17 protein-coding genes are annotated in these 17,308 nt (G+C 65.7%); 8 read left to right on the forward strand and 9 right to left on the reverse strand.

The features are described from left to right. The first annotated feature begins 224 nt into the window (after positions 1-224). The gene (locus tag FHS79_RS03680; protein ID WP_243452626.1) at positions 225-1,118 is read left to right on the forward strand and encodes a DUF5694 domain-containing protein; all 894 of its coding nucleotides are present in this window, start codon (positions 225-227) and stop codon (positions 1,116-1,118) included. Between the two features lie 185 nt (positions 1,119-1,303). On the opposite strand, the gene FHS79_RS03685 is transcribed toward FHS79_RS03680, so the two are convergent. The 7 genes from FHS79_RS03685 to FHS79_RS03715 are packed head-to-tail and all read right to left on the reverse strand — an operon-like array spanning position 1,304 to position 5,955. Beyond that, a complete protein-coding gene (locus FHS79_RS03685; RefSeq protein WP_184195538.1) occupies positions 1,304-2,143 on the reverse strand; it encodes a 2,3,4,5-tetrahydropyridine-2,6-dicarboxylate N-succinyltransferase in 840 nt (279 codons plus the stop codon). Then, on the reverse strand, positions 2,140-2,805 hold the full coding sequence (locus tag FHS79_RS03690) for a pyrimidine 5'-nucleotidase (RefSeq protein WP_184195540.1): 666 nt from the start codon (positions 2,803-2,805) through the stop codon (positions 2,140-2,142). The genes FHS79_RS03685 and FHS79_RS03690 overlap by 4 nt, the downstream gene beginning before the upstream one ends. Before the next feature lie 46 nt (positions 2,806-2,851). After that, positions 2,852-3,157: an MliC family protein gene (locus tag FHS79_RS03695; RefSeq protein WP_184195543.1), complete on the reverse strand. Its 306-nt coding sequence runs from the start codon at positions 3,155-3,157 to the stop codon at positions 2,852-2,854. After that, on the reverse strand, positions 3,157-3,645 hold the full coding sequence (locus tag FHS79_RS03700) for a DUF3299 domain-containing protein (RefSeq protein ID WP_184195546.1): 489 nt from the start codon (positions 3,643-3,645) through the stop codon (positions 3,157-3,159). The genes FHS79_RS03695 and FHS79_RS03700 overlap by 1 nt, the downstream gene beginning before the upstream one ends. An 8-nt stretch (positions 3,646-3,653) precedes the next feature. Beyond that, on the reverse strand, positions 3,654-5,021 hold the full coding sequence (locus FHS79_RS03705) for an ABC transporter permease (protein ID WP_184195549.1): 1,368 nt from the start codon (positions 5,019-5,021) through the stop codon (positions 3,654-3,656). Further along, entirely contained in the window at positions 5,018-5,698 is a 681-nt protein-coding gene (locus FHS79_RS03710; protein WP_243452627.1) for an ABC transporter ATP-binding protein, read from the reverse strand. Before FHS79_RS03710 ends, FHS79_RS03705 begins: the two co-directional genes overlap by 4 nt. Continuing rightward, a complete protein-coding gene (locus FHS79_RS03715) occupies positions 5,695-5,955 on the reverse strand; it encodes a hypothetical protein (protein ID WP_184195552.1) in 261 nt (86 codons plus the stop codon). Before FHS79_RS03715 ends, FHS79_RS03710 begins: the two co-directional genes overlap by 4 nt. Before the next feature lie 391 nt (positions 5,956-6,346). Here FHS79_RS03715 and FHS79_RS03720 point away from each other — a divergent pair, with 391 nt between their 5' ends. Further along, on the forward strand, positions 6,347-9,214 hold the full coding sequence (locus FHS79_RS03720; protein ID WP_184195554.1) for a TonB-dependent receptor plug domain-containing protein: 2,868 nt from the start codon (positions 6,347-6,349) through the stop codon (positions 9,212-9,214). A gap of 76 nt (positions 9,215-9,290) precedes the next feature. Then, complete coding sequence (locus tag FHS79_RS03725) at positions 9,291-10,871, forward strand: amidohydrolase (protein ID WP_184195558.1); 1,581 nt, start codon at positions 9,291-9,293, stop codon at positions 10,869-10,871. Between the two features lie 43 nt (positions 10,872-10,914). On the opposite strand, the gene FHS79_RS03730 is transcribed toward FHS79_RS03725, so the two are convergent. Then, positions 10,915-11,853 carry a pilus assembly protein TadG-related protein gene (locus tag FHS79_RS03730; protein WP_184195561.1) on the reverse strand — a complete coding sequence of 313 codons (939 nt, stop codon included), beginning with the start codon at positions 11,851-11,853 and terminating at the stop codon, positions 10,915-10,917. A gap of 23 nt (positions 11,854-11,876) precedes the next feature. Next, on the reverse strand, positions 11,877-12,323 hold the full coding sequence (locus tag FHS79_RS03735) for a TadE family protein (protein WP_308430138.1): 447 nt from the start codon (positions 12,321-12,323) through the stop codon (positions 11,877-11,879). Between the two features lie 412 nt (positions 12,324-12,735). Between FHS79_RS03735 and FHS79_RS03740 the strand changes: the two genes are divergently transcribed. From FHS79_RS03740 to FHS79_RS03760, 5 genes are all read left to right on the forward strand, one after another. Beyond that, positions 12,736-12,927 (forward strand): Flp family type IVb pilin, encoded by a 192-nt coding sequence (locus FHS79_RS03740; protein ID WP_184195566.1) that lies wholly within the window; start codon positions 12,736-12,738, stop codon positions 12,925-12,927. 434 nt (positions 12,928-13,361) lie between these two features. Next, positions 13,362-14,252, forward strand: coding sequence for a Flp pilus assembly protein CpaB (gene cpaB / locus FHS79_RS03745; RefSeq protein ID WP_184195570.1), 891 nt, complete (start codon positions 13,362-13,364; stop codon positions 14,250-14,252). A gap of 2 nt (positions 14,253-14,254) precedes the next feature. Beyond that, a complete protein-coding gene (locus FHS79_RS03750; RefSeq protein WP_184195572.1) occupies positions 14,255-15,685 on the forward strand; it encodes a type II and III secretion system protein family protein in 1,431 nt (476 codons plus the stop codon). A 14-nt stretch (positions 15,686-15,699) separates the two neighbouring features. Beyond that, positions 15,700-16,029 carry a hypothetical protein gene (locus tag FHS79_RS03755; protein WP_184195573.1) on the forward strand — a complete coding sequence of 110 codons (330 nt, stop codon included), beginning with the start codon at positions 15,700-15,702 and terminating at the stop codon, positions 16,027-16,029. Positions 16,030-16,078: 49 nt separating this feature from the next. Continuing rightward, positions 16,079-17,281, forward strand: coding sequence for a CpaE/TadZ family protein (locus tag FHS79_RS03760; RefSeq protein WP_184195575.1), 1,203 nt, complete (start codon positions 16,079-16,081; stop codon positions 17,279-17,281). The last annotated feature ends 27 nt before the right edge of the window (positions 17,282-17,308 follow it).

Here is a 17,308-nt window from a genome sequence, read left to right on the forward strand (position 1 = left end):
CGTATTATTGTTGCAGTACAGTGAGAGGTGGGGACATGATAATACGGGCCACGATAGCGGTTCTAGTGGTGGCGGCAGGTTGCACGGAGATGGTCAACGCTCAGAGTTATCAGCCCTCCTTCCGGCCTGATCTGCTGAGGGACCGCCCCGCCGGTCGCCCTAACGAAGTGCTTGTGATTGGTTCCCCGCACTTGTCGACTTTGCCAAACAGCTTCACGCCGGAAATGGTTGAGCCGCTCCTCCAGCGCCTTGCGAAATGGAGCCCAACTGCCGTCGCAAGCGAAAACATCTCCGGCCTGCAATGCGACGCCATGCGTCGCCAGCGCGAGCGGCAGGCGGAGGCGGTCGAAACCTACTGCTATGATCCCGCCGCTGCTGGCCGTGCTGTCGGGCTCGACGTTCCAGCCGCCAATGCCGAGGCTGAGCGAATGCTCGCGAACTGGCCTGCTACGCCGTCGGCAGCGCAGCGGCGCCGTCTCTCGCTCGTTTTCCTGGCCGCCGGAGAACCGGCATCGGCGACTGTGCAATGGTTCCGCCTGCCGATTGCAGAACGCCGGGTCGATCGCGGCCTGACAAAGCCGCTAGTGGCCTATTTGCAAGCCCAGATGACGAGGAAGAGCGAGACGGAATTGGTCGCGGCGCAGCTTGCCGCGAGGTCGGGGCTGGAAAGGGTCTGGAGCGTCGATGACCAGTCGTTCGTGGGCGCACCTGTCGATGAAAAGGCCTATGGTGCTGCGGTGGCGCGGGCGTGGGATAATCCGGCGACCAAGGCCCGCGCTGCCGCAAATGAGGCGCTGTATGCCGGGATCGGACAACCGAATGGTCTGCTCGACCTGTATCGAGCACTCAACGCACCGTCATTGGCGGCCGAGGCATATCAATCCGATTGGGGTGCGGCGCTGACGGAAGCATCCGAACAGGCCTATGGGCGGCGTTATGTTGCATATTGGGAGACACGGAATCTCCGAATGGTGGCCAATATCCGCGAAGTTCTCGGTCGCGCTCCGGGGACAAGATTAGTTGCGATCGTCGGCGCGTCGCACAAGCCCTATTACGAGGCGTACCTAAACCAGATGCGCGACGTCACGTTGGTCGATGTACAGCCCGTGTTGCGCTAGGGTTGATTGCTGTTGGGTTGAACCGGCAGCAGAAGTTCTCTTGCGGCCGCGGCCTCAGGCCTCCGGATCCCATTTGACTGGCCATGCGGCGCGAGCGGTCAGGACAGGGCAATTTAAACGATCGGGGTCTGGGGCCGCCGGCCCCAGCCGCCGGAGGCTCTGCTTATACTTGATTGCAATCGGGTCTAATCCCGCAGCAACTCGTTGATGCCGGTCTTGCTGCGCGTCTGGGCGTCGACGGTCTTGACGATGACGGCGCAGTACAGGTTCGGCCCCGGCGTGCCATCGGGCAGGGGCTTGCCGGGGAGGGTGCCCGAGACGACCACGGCGTAGGGCGGCACCTTGCCGATGTGGATTTCGCCGGTGGCGCGGTCGATGATCTTGGTGGAGGCGCCGAGATAGACGCCCATCGAGAGCACCGCACCTTCGCCGACCTGGACGCCTTCGGCGACTTCGGCGCGGGCGCCGATGAAGGCGCCGTCGCCGATGATGACGGGGGCGGCCTGGACGGGCTCGAGGACGCCGCCGATGCCGGCACCGCCCGAGATATGGACGTTTTCGCCGATCTGCGCGCAGCTGCCGACGGTGGCCCAGGTGTCGACCATGGTGCCCTTGCCGACGCGGGCGCCGATGTTGACGAAGCTCGGCATGAGGACGGCACCGGGGGCGATGTAGGCGCCGCGGCGGACGATGGCGCCGGGGACGGCGCGGAAGCCGGCCTTGCGGAAATCTTCCGGAGTCCAGCTTTCGAACTTGGTCGGCACCTTGTCCCACCACAGGCTGCTGCCGGGGCCGCCATAGATGCCGGCGTTGGGGGTGAGGCGGAAGCTCAGGAGCACCGCCTGCTTGAGCCATTGGTTGACCGTCCAGCCGCCGGCGCCATCGGGCTCGGCGACGCGCAGGCTGCCATCGTCAAGGCCGTCGAGTGCTGCTTGCACGGCATCGCGGAGCAGGCCGCTGTTGGCCTCGGTGAGCGATTCGCGGTTGGCCCAAGCTTCGGTGATGATGGCTTCAATACGGGTCATGCGGACTCCAGAAGGGCAAGCGTGGTGGCAAGGAAGCTGCCGACATCGTGAACACGGTAATCGATATGGTCGAGGGCGACTCCGGGGCCTTGTTCGGACCCGTTGTCGATCCAGACGGTGGTCATGCCGATCGCCTTGGCGGGGACGAGGTTGCGAGCCATGTCCTCGACGAAGAGCGCGCGGGTGGGGTCGATATCGTGCGTTTCGCACAGATGCGCATAGGCGGCGACCTGCGGCTTGGGGACATAGCCGAGCGCATGGATGTCGCAGGTCGCTTCGAAACAGTCGGTCAGCCCCAGCCGCGACAGCACGCGCTCGGCATAGGGTGCATCGGCGTTGGTGAAGACCAGCTTGCGGCCCGGCAGGCGGTTGATCATCTCGGCCAGCAAGGGTGCTGGCAGCACGACATCGACATCGACATCATGGACATAGCCCAGGAAATCATGCGGATCGACGCCATGCTCGGCCATCAGCCCCGGCAGCGTCATGCCATGGCTGTGGTAGAAATCCTTCTGGATGCGGTAGGCTTGCGCCGCATCGATGCCGAGCAGGCGCTGGATATAGCTTCCCATGCGCGCATCGATCTGCGGAAACAGGCTCGACGCCGCCGGATAGAGCGTGTTGTCGAGATCGAAGATCCAGGTGTCGATATGGGCAACCATCGCGCTGGTCCTAACCGCGATGGCGGGTCGTGGGAAGGGGGCGGGATCAGCCCGTGCTGCTGGACCGGCCGCACATGCGCGGGCGATCATAGCCGCGGTAATAGCGCAGCGACGGCCCCTTGCCGACGATCATGTGATCCTCGGTGCGATACCTGAATTCCGAGCCGGAACGCGCGCCTTCGAGGCGAACCTGCTCGCCCCTGCCGGTGTCGAGCACGGCATGATCATCGGCGAAGACGACCGTCATGTTGGGCATCTGCTGGCATCGGTAGAGCACCGAGGGCGATGCGGGCTGCGCCTGTGCGGCGGCGGCACCGAGAATTGCGGCGATGACGATGACCGCAGTGCGCATCAGCCGATCTCCTTGGCCTCGCTGAACTTGTAGAAGATACCCTTCTCGTCCTCGCCGTGCAACGTCAGCACGCCCTCGATGGTGCGGACATCATAGGAGACCTTGACGGGTGCTGCGGCGCGCACTTCGACGAACTGCATCGGCATCGGGTTCAAATGGAAGGGGCAATCGGGCGGATAGGCGAGCAGCACGAAATGCGTCTGGTTGGTGCCGTTCTGCAACGGCAGCATGTAGCCGTTGAGCTTGATGCGCTTGCCGGCCAATGACTTGACCGCGGCGGGGAACACCGGCTTGGAGCGGATGAGGTTCTTCTCGTCATTCCGCGTCACTTCCTTCGTCGATTCGAGCACCGACCAGGCGACGCCGCCGGGCGGGGTGGGTGCCGGCTTCCAGATGCTTTCGGAGGGCTTGAGGCTGCGGTCGGGGGCGCCCTGCGCCATGACGGCGGCGGGGGTTGCGAGAAGGGCCAGGGCAATGAGAAGGCGCATGTCGGCTCCTAGCGGCTGTTGGTCAGCGTGTCGGCGATGTCGGCGCGGAAAACGCGAACTGCCGGCAGCAGTGCCGCAAGGGCACCGATAGCAAGTGCGCCCGCCACAATCCAGACCTCGCCGACTTCGAAGTGCGCGGCATCGAGGCCCAGCTCGGTCAATTGGCGGAAGTTGGCGGCGGCAAGCGCGATGACGCCGTGCCCGAGCAGCACGCCAAGGATGGCGCCGGCGGCAGCAAGCGCGACGCCTTCGAAGATCATCTGGCCGAAGATGCTGGCACGGCTGGCGCCGATGACGCGAAGCATCGCCATGTCCCCCTCGCGCTGGCGCAGCGCCGTGTAGAGGGCCACGAAGATCGACAGGCCGGCGGTGAGCATCAGCAGCACGGCAAGGGCGCGGACGGCATCGAGGCCGAGGCCGACGAGCTGCAGCAGCCGGGTGATCTCGACCGCGGGCACGGCGGCCTGGAGGTTGGTCTGGCGGTTGATGAAGCCGGGGAGCTGCACCGCGGCGAGCGGCGAGCCGTAGGAGACGAGGAGCGCTGTCACTTCCGGATCGAGCTTCTGGCCCCCGGCTTCATGGTCATGGTCTTCGTCGCCGTGATCATGCTCTCCGGCGGCGTGGTCCTGCTTGCCGTCGCTGTCGTGGTCATGGTCTTCGTGGTCATGGTCTTCGTCGCCATGGTCATGCTCGCCGGGGGCATGGTCGGGCTTGCCGTCGCCATCATGGTCATGATCGTCTTCATCGCCGTGCGCGATGCCATGGACGTCCCACACCGATTCGATGCTGGTGAGGATCAGCCGGTCGACGACGCTGCCCGAGGGCTTGAGGATGCCGGTGACGATGAAGGGGGCGTGGTCATGGCCCTGCGCGGCGGCGTCGTCCGACATGCCGTGGCTGCCGACAAAACGTTGGCCGAGTGCCATCCCCAGTGCGTTCGCCACATCGGCGCCGATCACCACCTCGGCGGTCTTCGCCCAGAGCCGGCCTTCGGCAAGCGTCGCGCCATAATGCTCGGGGTAGGCGGGCTCGGTGCCGACGATCCGGTAGCCGCGAAAATTGTCTCCCTGCGCCAGCGGGATGACCTTGGACACCGACGGGTTCTCGCGCAGCACCTCGACCGAGGAGAGCGGGATGTTCCCGGTCGGCACATCGGCCTGGTAGATGCTCGACAGGATGAGCTGCAGCGGCGAGCCCTTGGCGCCGACCACGAGGTCGATGCCCTGGGCGTCGCGATCGAAGCGCGTTTCGAGCTGGCGGGCGAACAGCAGCAGGATGACGAGCGTCGCCACCGCCAGCGCCAGCAGCGCGATGTTGAGCACGGTGTTGAGGCCGCGATCGCGCAGATAGGCGAAGGAAAGCCCGAAGAAGGTCATGCGGCGGCCCTTGCAGGAGACCTGAGGGTGAGCACCGTGGCGAAGCGGCTCTGGATGCGGGTGTCGTGGGTGGCGACCAGCAGCGTGGCGCCGGTGGCGGCGGCGGTCTCGAACAGCAGGTCGATCATCGCCAGGGCGTTGGCATCGTCGAGCGCCGAGGTCGGTTCGTCGGCGACGACCAGCCGGGGGCGAGTGATGAGCGCGCGGGCGATGGCGGCGCGCTGGCCTTCGCCCTGGGAGAGGGTGCGCGGCCGGGCATCGATGCGATGGGCGAGGCCGACCCGGGCGATGAGCGATTCGATGGCGGCGGCGTCGTGCTTGCCATGGGCGATATGCTGGGCGAGCGCCAGGTTCTGCCGCACGCTGAGCGCCGGGATGAGACGCAGCGTCTGGAACACCAGCCCGATGGTGCGGCGGCGCAGTGCATCGCGCGCCGAGGCGGGCAGCGCGCTCATCGGCTCGCCATCGATGTGCACCGATCCGCTGCTGGGGGTGATGAGACCGGTGATGGCGTTGATGAGCGTCGTCTTGCCCGAGCCCGAGGGCCCGAGCACCAGCGCATGGTCACCCGAAGTCTGTTGCCAATCGCCGATCGCCATCACCGGCTTGCCGGCGATGCTGTGGGCCAGCCCTGCAAGCTGGACGAGGGGGGCGGCGGCGCGCGCCGCGCCGGTCAACGCTGTTCGGTGGAAGTGGCTGGAACCGCGGCGACCTGCTCGGCAGAAACCGGTGCGGGCTCGGCATCGGCGAGGCCATATTGCTTGATAAAGGCAGCGCGGGCATTGGCCATCGCCTCTTCCTTGGCGCGGGCAGCCTCTTCGGCGTCCATGCCGACGCGGTAGCTGTGGCCGGCAAAGTCCGGCAGGTAATCGAGATCGCAGGCCGCGGCAGGTGCGGCGGCAACCAGGAACAGGGCGGAAAGAGCTAGGCGCATCGGATATCTCCCTTTGTGCGCATGATACACAGGGTGTTCGCGATTGACCAGACCGAACACGGCCATCAACCGCGACAAATCTGTCACAATCCATCCGCCAATGTGACGATTTTGAAATTTTCTGTTGCAAGCCTTGACGCCAGTGTGAAATCAATGCGGCGGCGACGGGGTATGGTCGCCACGGTCACACGGTCTTCCGCACACTGAAGCGCTCGGACAGGATGGCACAACGCCACCCGGCGCGAGAGCATGCGGAGAGACCTGCACGACGGATGCATTTCCTGGGGAGGAAGTGGTTCTGGCTCAAGTGACGGGGGTTATATCTAAGCGGATTCGTTCGGACGGCCTTGGCAGTGTTCAAAGTCATGGCTTGCTGGCTTCAGCCGGGCTGATGGCGCTCGTGCTCGGTGCACAACCGGCGGCGGCGCAGATCATCACCGCCTCGGCGGTTGCCGCTGCAGCCGATCAGCCGGCGAGCGTGGAACCAGCGCCGGAGGATTCCGCCGAGGCCATCGTCGTCACCGGATCGCGCATCGCCCGCACCGGCTATGATGCGCCCACGCCCGTCAACATCGTGACCGAGGTCGAGCTCAGGGCCGAGCCGCAGGCGAACATCGGCGATTATGTGAACACCCTGCCCGCCGTGCAGCAATCGCAGACCTCCTCCTCCAACTCGGGGTCGCTGTCCAACGGCCAGGCGGGCATCGCCACGGTCAACCTGCGCGCGCTCGGGCCGGCGCGCACGCTCATCCTCATCGATGGCCAGCGTTCGGTCGCCTCCTCCACCGTCGGCCTTGTCGATGTGCAGACGGTGCCGCAGGGGCTGATCAAGGGCGTCGAAGTCGTCACCGGCGGTGCGTCGTCGGTCTATGGGTCGGACGCGGTGTCGGGCGTCGTCAACTTCATCCTCAACCGCGATTACACGGGCTTCAAGGCCGAATACGAATATTCCGAGACGACCTATGGCGATGTGCCCAACCACCTCATCCGGCTGACGGCGGGCATCCCCTTTGCCAGCGGCCGCGGCAAGATCCTGCTCGCCGGCGACTATTTCAAGCAGACCGGAGTCGATACCTATGACCGCGACTGGCAGGAGAGCGGCTTTTTCCAGATCGACAACCCCGCCTTCGTGCAGGGCAATGGCCAGCCCGAGCGCTTTGTCGGGTCGGGCATCGGCACCTACCAGTTCACGCCCGGCGGCATCGTCAACACCGGGCCGCTGACGGGCAGCTATTTCGGCACCATCGGCGCCAATGGGCAGGCCACGGTCAACCAGTTCAACTATGGCCCGCGCCGCGGCCAGTGGATGATCGGCGGCGATTACCTCATCAGCCGCGATGGCCATCTGAACACCAACAGCCTCGCCCCGGCCGAAGAGCGCGGCAACGTGTTCGGCCGCATCAGCTATGAGGTCTCTTCGGCGTTCAAGCCCTTCTTCCAGTTCAGCTGGGCAGGCTACAGCGGCCAGAGCTTCTACCAGCAGACGCCCTCCGTGGGCGTGACGATCCAGCGCGACAACGCCTTCCTGCCCACCGCCTTCGTCAACTCGATGATCGCCGCTAATGTGACCTCGGTGAGCATCGGCACCTCGAACGTCGGGTTGCCGGTGCCGGGCTCCGACAACAAGCGCTATGTCTATCGCTATGTCGCGGGCGCCGATGGCGATTTCGAAATCGGCAAGCAATCGTGGAACTGGTCGGGCTATTATCAGGTCGGCCTTGCCAAGACCAACGAGCTGCTCACCAACACCTTCCTCAACAGCCGCATGACACTGGCGCAGGACGCCGTGCGCGCCCCTGACGGCAATGCCGCCGGCATCGCCGCAGGCACCATCGTCTGCCGTTCCACCCTCACCAACCCGACCAACGGCTGCGTGCCGTTGAACCGGATCGGCGTGGGCGGAGCCACGCCCCAGGGCATCGCCTATGTTCTCAACGATGGCGCCCAGCCGCAGCGCTTCCAGAGCATCCGCCAGGATGTGGCAGCACTCAACTTCACCACCAACGACCTGTTCGACAACTGGGCCGGGCCGGTGAGCTTTGCCTTCGGCGGCGAATATCGCCGCGAACGTGTCGATGGGTCAGTCGATCCGCAGTTCAACAGCGGCTGGCTCTACGGCAATTATCTCGTCACGCGCGGCAAGTTCGACGTCAAGGAAGCCTATGCCGAGGCCGTTTTCCCGGTTTACGATGGGCTCGACCTGAACGGCGCCATCCGCGTGACCGACTATTCGACCTCGGGCACGGTGACGACCTGGAAGCTGGGCGGCACCTGGCAGCCGATCGATGATCTCAAGCTGCGCGTCACGCGCTCGCGCGACATTCGCGCACCCAATCTGGCCGAGCTGTTTACGCCGGGCACGGCGCGCACCAACACCGTCAACGTCGCCCAGCCGGGCGGTGGCCAGCGGTCCGACCAGTTCCTCGAGCAGACCACCGGCAATCTGGCACTCAAGCCCGAAGTGGCGCTGACCTGGGGAGCGGGCGTGGTGGCCACCCCCACCTTCCTCCCCGGCTTCGCCGCCTCGGTCGATTATTTCGACATCAAGCTGTCGGGCGCCATCGGCACCATCTCGGCGCAGACGATCACCACGCTGTGCATCGAACAGAATCGCGCCGACATCTGCGACTTCATCACCTTCAACGGCGCGGTCGGTGCGTCCAGCCCCATCACCTCGATCAGGCTGGTGCCGTTCAACTTCGCGGCACTGCGCACGCGCGGCATCGATTTCGAGGCGAGCTACCGGACCGAGGTCGGCACCGGCAACCTCACGCTGCGCGGCGTGGCTTCGCACTATATCACCGCCCTCACCGACAACGGCATCGACGTGCCGGTCGATCTCGCCGGGCAGAATGCCGGCGGCGGCGTGCCGAGCTGGAACTACCGCCTCAGCGCCAATTACGATCTGGAGAAATGGGGCTTCAACGTCGTCGGCCGTGGTTTCTCGGGCGGCGTCTACGACAACAACTTCTTCGAATGCACCAGCGGTTGCCCGCTCTCCACCCCGGCGTCGCGCACGATCAACGACAACGGCATCGCCGGGCAATGGTATCTCGATGCCTCGATCACCCACCGCTTCACGGTGAAACGCTCGAAGGCCGAGGTGTTCCTCTATGTGCGGAACCTGCTCAACTCCGATCCGGTGCTGGTGGGCAACGGCCCGACCGGCAACAACACCCCGGCCTATCCGCAGACCAACCGCGCGCTCTACGATGTGCTGGGGCGCGTCTTCCGGGTTGGCGTGCGCTTCGAATACTGATTGAACTGTATCATCCGGACCGTGCCAGCTGCCTTGGGGTGAAGCGGTCCGGACGATTATTTGAGGGGAAACACCGATGAAACTGCATCTGACCGGGCTTGCGATCGCACTGCTCGCCACCACTGCCCTGGCACCCGCTCATGCCGCTGCCCCCGCTGCCGCCAAGAACGCCGCGATCGCCGGCGTCGAAGCCCGCACCAAGATGGCGCAGGAGATGGTCGACCAGGTGTTCAGCTATGCCGAGCCGGGCTTTCAGGAGTTCAAGACGAGCGAATATCTGACCGGCGTTCTCGAGAAGAACGGCTTCAAGATCACCCGCGGCGTTGCCGGCATCCCCACCGCCTGGACGGCGACCTGGGGCGATTCGGGGCCCATGATCGCGCTGGGCTCGGATATCGACGGCCTGCTCGGGCTGAGCCAGGTGCCGGGCTCGCCCGCCATCAAGCCGCTGGTCGAGGGCGCCCCCGGCCATGGCGAGGGCCATAACTCGGGCATGCCGATGATGATCATTGCCGCCATCGCCGCCAAGGAGGTGATGGAGAAGAACGGCATCAAGGGCCGGCTGATGCTCTGGCCCGGCGTTGCCGAGGAGCTGCTCGCCACCAAGGCCTATTATGTGCGCGCCGGGCTGTTCAAGGACGTCGATGCCTCGATCTTCGCGCATGTGAGCCGCGATTTCTCGACCGGCTGGGGGGACATGGGCAACAACGGCATGGTCAGCGTCGAATATACCTTCAAGGGCTATACCAGCCATGCCGCCGGCGCGCCGTGGTTCGGCCGCTCGGCGCTCGACGGCGTCGAGATCATGAACACCGCCTGGAACTTCCGCCGCGAGCATCTGCCGCTCACCCAGCGCTCGCACTATGTCATCACCAACGGCGGCGGCCAGCCCAACATCGTGCCGGGCACCGCATCGGTGTGGTATTATTTCCGCGAGACCAATTTCGACACCGTCCGCGCCCTTTACGAGACCGGCAACCGCATTGCCGAAGCCGCCGCGATGGCAACCGACACCAAGGTGACACGCCGCATCCTCGGCTATGCCGCCCCCAACCATGGCAACAAGCCCCTCGCCGAAGCCGCCTATGCCAATATCGTCGCGGTGGGCATGCCGGCCTGGTCGGCGGAAGACCAGGCCTTTGCGAAAGCGATGCAGGAGACCAACAAGGTGAAGGTGGAGCCGCTCTCCACCAAGGTCGCCCCGCTCTCCACTCCCGATGGCCGCGGGCCCTCGATGGGCGGCGGATCGGACGATATCGGCGACATCATGTGGACGGTGCCGACGATCACCATCCGCTACCCCTCCAACATTCCGAGTGCGGTGGGCCACAATGTCCAGTCCGCGATCGCGATGGCGACGCCGATCGCGCACAAGGGCGTGGTTGCGGGTGCCAAGGCGGTGGCGATGACGGTGCTCGACCTGGTGACGACGCCGAAGATCATTGCCGACGCGAAAACCTATTTCACGCAAGTGCAAACCAAGACGCAGAAGTACGACCCGGTGATCGGCCCCGAAGACATGCCGGCGATCGATCTCAACCGGGCGATCATGGCCGAGATGCGGCCGAAGATGGAGCCGTTCTACTATGATCCGGCCAAGTATGGCACCTATCTGGAGCAGCTGGGGGTGAAATATCCCGGTGTGCCGGTGAAGTGAGGGGGTAGGCGGCGGGCCGGAGGGCGGCTGAGGCCGCCGCCGCTCAGCCGACGAGCCGGGGGGCGGCGGTTTCGGCGCCGGGGATGCAGATTTCGGTGCCGGGCAGCTTGTCGACTTCGCGGATCACGTTGTTCCAGGTCGCGGTGCCGCCGCCCTTGGTCTGGTCCGGTACCGAGGACAGCACCTTGCTCACCAGCGTGATGGTGGCGGCAGTGCCGGGGGCGGGGGTGACCGAGATGCCGGTGAGCTTGTGCCAGAAGCTGCCCTGCCCCGGCGTGTCGACGATCTGGTTGGGCTTGCCCGAAACCTGTATGGTGATGCGCGCGGCGATGCTGCTGTCGACGCGGATGATCGGGTGGCCGTCGCTCGACATGAGGTAGCGGTTCACGCCGCCGACATTCTCGCCCATCGTCACCACCGCGGCGCGGTTGGGCTTGGCGGTGGAGAGGTAGCTGAAGGTCTGGCTTGCCGTGCAGGAGGAGCCGCCAAGTGCTGTGGCGGCACTGGAAATGTCGACGGTATCGCGGCCGAGGAAGGGGCCGAACACCAGCGGGAAGGGATTGCCGCCCGCGGCGGTCTCGCCGGCGACGATCCGCACTGCGTTGGCGCCGCTGCCGCCGGAGCTGAAGACCTTGGTGGCGATGTCGTAATGGCCGGTGACGATGGCCCCCGGCGGCACGACCAGTGCGCCGGCGGCGCCGAGGTTGGCCTCGATCACCGACTGCACTGCCTCGATAACCGCCGCGCTGCTCGCCTTGCTGCCATCGGCGGCGGTGCCATAGGCGCTGGCATCGTCCCCCCCGAGCTGCATGCTGCCGGCAAGCGCTGCGCTGTCGGCGACCGCCTGCATGCGCGTGCTTTCGATCGCCATGCGGCCGCCATCGACGGCGAGGCCGAGCGTGCCGAGCAGCACCGGCAGGGTGATTGCGAAGATGGCCGCGACATTGCCGTCGCTGCCGAGCCTCCTGCACCAGTCATCCATCGCCCTTGTCCTGTCCCCGTGGGTCAGCTTTCCTGCAGCATCACGACGTCGGCGCGCAGCGTCTCCGGCATCGGTCCGAAGCGGAGCACCGTGGATGCGCTGGCCGGGATCGTCACATTGACGCGTACCTGGTTGCCGTTGACGACCGAGGAGGTGACCTCGATATCGCCCGGCGCCACCCAGCCGGGCAACAGGCCCTGCACCATCGTGGTGACGGCGGCATTGTTCGCCCCGCCGAGAGCGGCGAAGCGGGCGCCGGCGCGCGCGGCGGTGAGCATCGAATTGTAAGTAAACATCATGAAGCCATATTGTATTGTGCCCGTGAGGAAGAGCATCATCAGCGGCAAGACCATGGCGAATTCTACGGCGGAGACGCCACGGCGATCGCGCGATAGCAGACGACGCAACAACCGGAATGGCAGCATCTTTCGTGCACTGCGTGGTGCAGCGGCTGGAAATGACCGAATCATTGCTTAACGCGCCCCACAATCATTGTTGCGCCATTATATGCTTGGATAGCCAAAAATCCAGCTTTTCCATATTGTTAACAGTTGTTGTGGCGCAGTCGACAAGAAGTTCGAAAAAATCAGCTTCTGCATGGTGTTAACAGTTCAAAGGTGGTTAATTCAATGCCCAAGGCTCATAGTCGAATGTAAGGTCTTGTATGAGAACCTGTCTACAACCCCTTTCAATATTGACGCTTTTTTGAGGCGAGATTACCAAAAAGTGGAGCTGGCGCGGTGGTGGTCAAGCGGTTTCGCCTCCCGAATGGATGCGATGCAGTGGGACGGAAGCGGCGGTTCGGACCTGGCCAACTCCGGCACCGGAGACGGCGTTAACTGACGACCGGCTCCGCCGGCCAAGCAACAAGGGAAACAAATCATGATGAAGCTGCTGAAGAACATCAAGATCAACAAGTCCGGCGCCTCGGCGGCCGAATATGCACTGATGCTCGCCGTGATGGGCGGCATTGTCGTGACCGCCGTCATCGCGCTCGGCGGTGGTGTGTCGACGGCCTTCACGAACACCTCGACCAACCTGGATACGGCTAACGCTGCCGCAGAAGGCAGCTGAGAATAATCCTCGTCAGGCGCTAGTCTGGCTCGGCAATTGGCCCGCCTTCCAGCGATGGGAGTGCGGGCCTTTCGCTGCCTGCTTGATCCGACCGGCGCAGGCGTGGCGCCAACAACATAAATTATTGTCATTGGTTCCCCCTGCGCTCCACCTGGACGAAAGTTTCCTTAACCATTGGTCGATAGACTGATGTCGGAACAGGGAAGTCAGAACAGATGCATTCAGAGACTTGCGGGGCAATCACACGCCGCCTCCCGGCATGAGGAGCCGGGGAAGGCCGCAGATTGTCCTGGCCGATCGGAACGCACGGCGTGAGCACGGCACTCTGCATTTTGGCCGGCTACGGCCGTCAATGGGCGCGACACTGGGTGCGATGACACAGGAATGGATCCATGCGGATGGCGACGTCCGGATGACGAGGCACAAGGGCTGAAATGCGCAAATCCTCGATCTACATGCTCGTTGCCGCCATCGCGCTGGGGCTGTTCGCGGTCTTCCTGGCGCGCACCATGCTCGGCCGCAGCGCACAGGTGGCGAGCGCCCCCGGCGAGGTGGCGACGGTGCAGGTGGTGGTGGCGGCCGCGCCGATCGGCTTCGGCGAAAAGGTGACGCTGGAAAAGCTCAAGCTCGTGCGCTTCCCGTCCGCAAGCCTGCCAGCCGGCACCTACAGCCGGGTGAGCGATGTTGTCGACGAGGGCCAGCGCGTGGCGGTGCGCGCGCTCGATCCGAACGAACTGATCACCGAGCGGACGATCTCGGGCCAGGGCGGGCGGCTTTCGGTGTCGCCACTGTTCGGCGAGACGATGCGCGCCGTGTCGCTGCCGGTGAGCGAAGTGTCGGGCGCCGGCGGGTTCCTGGTGCCGGGGGACCGTGTCGATGTTTTCGTGACGCACAGCGGCAGCGATGACGAGCTGCCGCGTGCCGACCTGCTGGTGCAGGGTGCCCGCGTGCTGGCGATCGGGCAGCGTGCGGATGCCGGCGACACCACGCCACAGATCAGCAAGTCGCTCACCGTGGAAGTGACACCGGTGCAGGCGCAGAAGATCGCGCTTGCCCAGAACGTCGGCACGCTGAGCGTGGCGCTGCGCAACCTCGCCGATGAGAGCCGGGTGCAGCTTGCCACGACACAGCTCTTCGACCTGACCGACGGCATGCCGAGCCGCATCCTGCGCAAGGCGGCGCAGCGCAGTGCCGAGCCCGCCGCCGCGAGCGCTTCACCGGCGCCGCGCGCCGGGCCGATCATCCCGCCGGGCCCGCAGGTCGAGGTGTTCCGCGGTGGCAAGGGCGGCACCAGCACCACCAGTTATGGCGTGCCCAGGGGATGACGATGATGCGTGCCCTCACCGCCTGCCCGTACCGGCTGCCCGAACGCCGGGACAATGCTGCTCAAATGACGGGAAAAAATGTGACCATGCGAGGCATGATGTGGGCGCTGGCGCTGTTGCTGGCGGCACCTTGGGCACCACCTTGGGCACCGGCGGCGGCGCAGGCGGTCGATGCGCGCACCGGGGCCGTGCTGCAGGTGCCGCTCGGCAAGTCCCAGACATTGCGGGTCGGCCAGGCGTTCGCCAAGGCGGTGATCGGCAACGAGGACGTGGCCGATGTGCTGCCGCTAAGCGAGACCAGCGTCTATGTGCTCGGTCGCGGGCTCGGCGCCACCAACCTCAGCCTCTTCGACAGGGGCGGCCGGCTGATCGCGGTGGTGGACATCGTCGTCGGCCCCGATGTGCAGGGCCTTAAGGCGACGCTTGGCGAGCTGCTGCCGGCGGAATTGGTGGCGACAACGGTGTCCAACGGCGCACTGGTGCTCAGCGGCACCGCGACCAGTGCGGCGGCTGCCGAGCGCGTGCTCACGCTGGCGGAAACCTATGCCCCCGGCAAGGTCGTCAACATGATGACGCTCGGATCGGTGCAGCAGGTGCTGCTCGAAGTGAAATTCTCCGAGATGTCGCGGTCGACGGTCCAGCAGCTCGGCATCAATTCCTTCCAGTTCCTCAACAGCAACAGCGGAGCCGGCGTGGTGGTCGGCTCTCCCCCCGACCTGTCGCAGAGCCCCTACCAGATCGCGGTGGGCATCCCCAATGCTGCCAATCTGCTGTTCAGCATCGATGCGCTGGAGCGGCGCGGGCTGGTGAAGACATTGGCCGAGCCGACGCTGGTGGCGCTTTCGGGCGAGACGGCGGCGTTTCTGGCTGGCGGCGAATTTCCCGTGCCGGTCGGCGTCAACCTCAACGGGCAGGTGTCGATCGAGTTCAAGCAGTTCGGCGTCAGCCTCGCCTATACGCCGACCGTGCTCGAGGACGGCCTGATCAACCTGGTGGTGCGGCCCGAAGTCAGCCAGCTCGACGCGGCGGCGGGGATCGAGCTCAACGGCTTTCGCATTCCGGGGCTGAAGACGCGGCGCGCCAGCACCACGGTGGAGCTGCGCGATGGCCAGAGCTTCGCGCTTGCAGGGCTGATCCAGAGCGATTTCTTCGACACGGTGCGCGAGATCCCGCTGCTGGGCCGCATTCCGCTGATCGGCGCGCTGTTCCGCTCGATCGCGGCCAGCAAGGCCGAGACCGAGCTGGTGATGATCGTGACGCCGCGGCTGGTGCGGCCGGTGCCGGCGGGATCGCTCATGGTGCCCACCGACCGGGTGCTCGAACCTTCGGATATCGAGCTGTTCATCGATGGCAAGGCTTCGAAGACCCTGCCGCTTTCCGCGCTGCCGCGCCCCGGCGGGCCGTCGGGTGACTTCGGGCACATCGTTCGATGACGGGGAGACATGCAATGCGGCGCGCCATGCTGACGGTTGCGGTGCTTGCCCTGCTCGGCGGCTGCCAGACCGGCAGCGATCCGGACCTGGGCCATTCGGTGCGCAGCGCGGTCGTGGCGCATGCCGTGGACATGACCCCGCGCCATGCGGGCGTGCCGATCGAAGGCGGTGAAGCCGTGATCGGCGTGGCGGCGCAGCGGCGGTATCTGCAGGGGCGGGTAATCCGCCCGGTGCTGATCATCGGGCAGGGCAACGGCGCGCAGCCGGCGGCCGCCGCCAACCCCGGGAGAACATCGGGTGGCTCATCGGGTGGCTCGTCGGTGCCGGCGCCAAGCGGCCAATGAGGGGCCAGCATCCAGTGGCTTTTGGGGCTGACGCCCGGAGGATGTGGGGATGGGCAATCTGACGCCGGTTTCGTTGCGCGACCTGTCCACCGTGCTGCGGGTGAGCATCGTCCTGCATCCCGATCTGGCGGCGCGGCTGGATGTGACGCAACTGACAATGCCCGACATCGCGCTGCAGCTGCAGGCCGGCACGCTGGCGAGCATTGCCCATGCGGTCGACCTGCTGGCCGGCACCGATGTGATGATCGTCGAGATCGACCCTGCCGATCCCGCCGAGACGGAAGCCTTCGAGCGCTTCTGCGCGCGCCATGCCGGGCAGATGGCGGTGGTGGCCGCGGTGCGCGCGCTTTCGGTCCAGACGACACGCCAGATCCTGCGGTCGGACGCCGTGGATGTGCTGCCGCTGCCCTTCACCCCCGACGAGCTTGTGCAGGCGGTCGATTCGGGCCGCCAGGCGCTGGCGCGCGTGCCGGCGACCCCGGCCATTCCGGCGTTCCAGCCGCCGCGCCGCCGCGGCAAGGTCATCAGCCTGCTCGGGGCGCTCGGCGGCGTGGGCGCCACCAGCCTCGCCACCCAGCTCGGCGTCATCTGGGCGGCGACCGCGCGGGTCTGCCTGATCGACCTCGATGTGCAGTTCGGCAATGCAGCGCTTTATCTCAACCTGCGGCCGCGGCTCACGGTGGCCGATCTCGTCGACGCCGGGGAGCGGATGGATGCCGAGTTCCTGGCTTCGGTGGCCGAGACGCACAACAGCGGCATGGCGGTGGTGGGGGCGCCGATCGACATCGTGCCGCTCGACATGGTGACCCCGGATGCGGTGCAGCGGATGCTGGCGCTCGCCGCCGACACCTATGACGTGGTGCTGGTCGACCTGCCCGATGCCTGGATCAACTGGTCGGCCGCGGCACTGACGCGCTCGGACGTGGTGCTGCTGGTGAGCGAGCTTTCGGTGGCCGGGGTGCACCAGGCCAAGCGCCAGCTGGAGATGATCGATGCCAATGGCCTCTCGGACCGGGTGCTGCTGGTGTTCAATCGCGTGGCGACATCGCTGTTCCGCAAGGTCGACCTCACCCAGACCGAGCAGGCATTGAAGCGCAAGGTCGATGTGGTGGTGAGCAACGACTATGCCGCGATGTCGGCGGCGATCGACGAGGGGCGGCCGGTGTCCACGATCAAGATCAAGTCCCGGATCGAGAAGGACCTGCGGATGCTGGTGGCCACGCTCGATGCGCTGCCGCTGGTGACGCTGTGATCTGGCCATCGCGCAAGGCGGGCCCCG

This window comes from Polymorphobacter multimanifer (assembly GCF_014205635.1).
GTDB classification, from domain to species: Bacteria; Pseudomonadota; Alphaproteobacteria; order Sphingomonadales; family Sphingomonadaceae; genus Sandarakinorhabdus; species Sandarakinorhabdus multimanifer.

Coding starts and splice junctions, on each gene's coding strand:
- FHS79_RS03680 (WP_243452626.1), top strand. CDS start 225: ATGGTTGAGCCGCTCCTCCAGCGCCTTGCGAAATGGAGCCCAACTGCC.
- FHS79_RS03685 (WP_184195538.1), bottom strand. CDS start 2,143: ATGACCCGTATTGAAGCCATCATCACCGAAGCTTGGGCCAACCGCGAA.
- FHS79_RS03690 (WP_184195540.1), bottom strand. CDS start 2,805: ATGGTTGCCCATATCGACACCTGGATCTTCGATCTCGACAACACGCTC.
- FHS79_RS03695 (WP_184195543.1), bottom strand. CDS start 3,157: ATGCGCACTGCGGTCATCGTCATCGCCGCAATTCTCGGTGCCGCCGCC.
- FHS79_RS03700 (WP_184195546.1), bottom strand. CDS start 3,645: ATGCGCCTTCTCATTGCCCTGGCCCTTCTCGCAACCCCCGCCGCCGTC.
- FHS79_RS03705 (WP_184195549.1), bottom strand. CDS start 5,021: ATGACCTTCTTCGGGCTTTCCTTCGCCTATCTGCGCGATCGCGGCCTC.
- FHS79_RS03715 (WP_184195552.1), bottom strand. CDS start 5,955: ATGCGCCTAGCTCTTTCCGCCCTGTTCCTGGTTGCCGCCGCACCTGCC.
- FHS79_RS03720 (WP_184195554.1), top strand. CDS start 6,347: ATGGCGCTCGTGCTCGGTGCACAACCGGCGGCGGCGCAGATCATCACC.
- FHS79_RS03725 (WP_184195558.1), top strand. CDS start 9,291: ATGAAACTGCATCTGACCGGGCTTGCGATCGCACTGCTCGCCACCACT.
- FHS79_RS03730 (WP_184195561.1), bottom strand. CDS start 11,853: ATGGATGACTGGTGCAGGAGGCTCGGCAGCGACGGCAATGTCGCGGCC.
- FHS79_RS03735 (WP_308430138.1), bottom strand. CDS start 12,323: ATGATTCGGTCATTTCCAGCCGCTGCACCACGCAGTGCACGAAAGATG.
- FHS79_RS03740 (WP_184195566.1), top strand. CDS start 12,736: ATGATGAAGCTGCTGAAGAACATCAAGATCAACAAGTCCGGCGCCTCG.
- cpaB (WP_184195570.1), top strand. CDS start 13,362: ATGCGCAAATCCTCGATCTACATGCTCGTTGCCGCCATCGCGCTGGGG.
- FHS79_RS03750 (WP_184195572.1), top strand. CDS start 14,255: ATGATGCGTGCCCTCACCGCCTGCCCGTACCGGCTGCCCGAACGCCGG.
- FHS79_RS03755 (WP_184195573.1), top strand. CDS start 15,700: ATGCGGCGCGCCATGCTGACGGTTGCGGTGCTTGCCCTGCTCGGCGGC.
- FHS79_RS03760 (WP_184195575.1), top strand. CDS start 16,079: ATGGGCAATCTGACGCCGGTTTCGTTGCGCGACCTGTCCACCGTGCTG.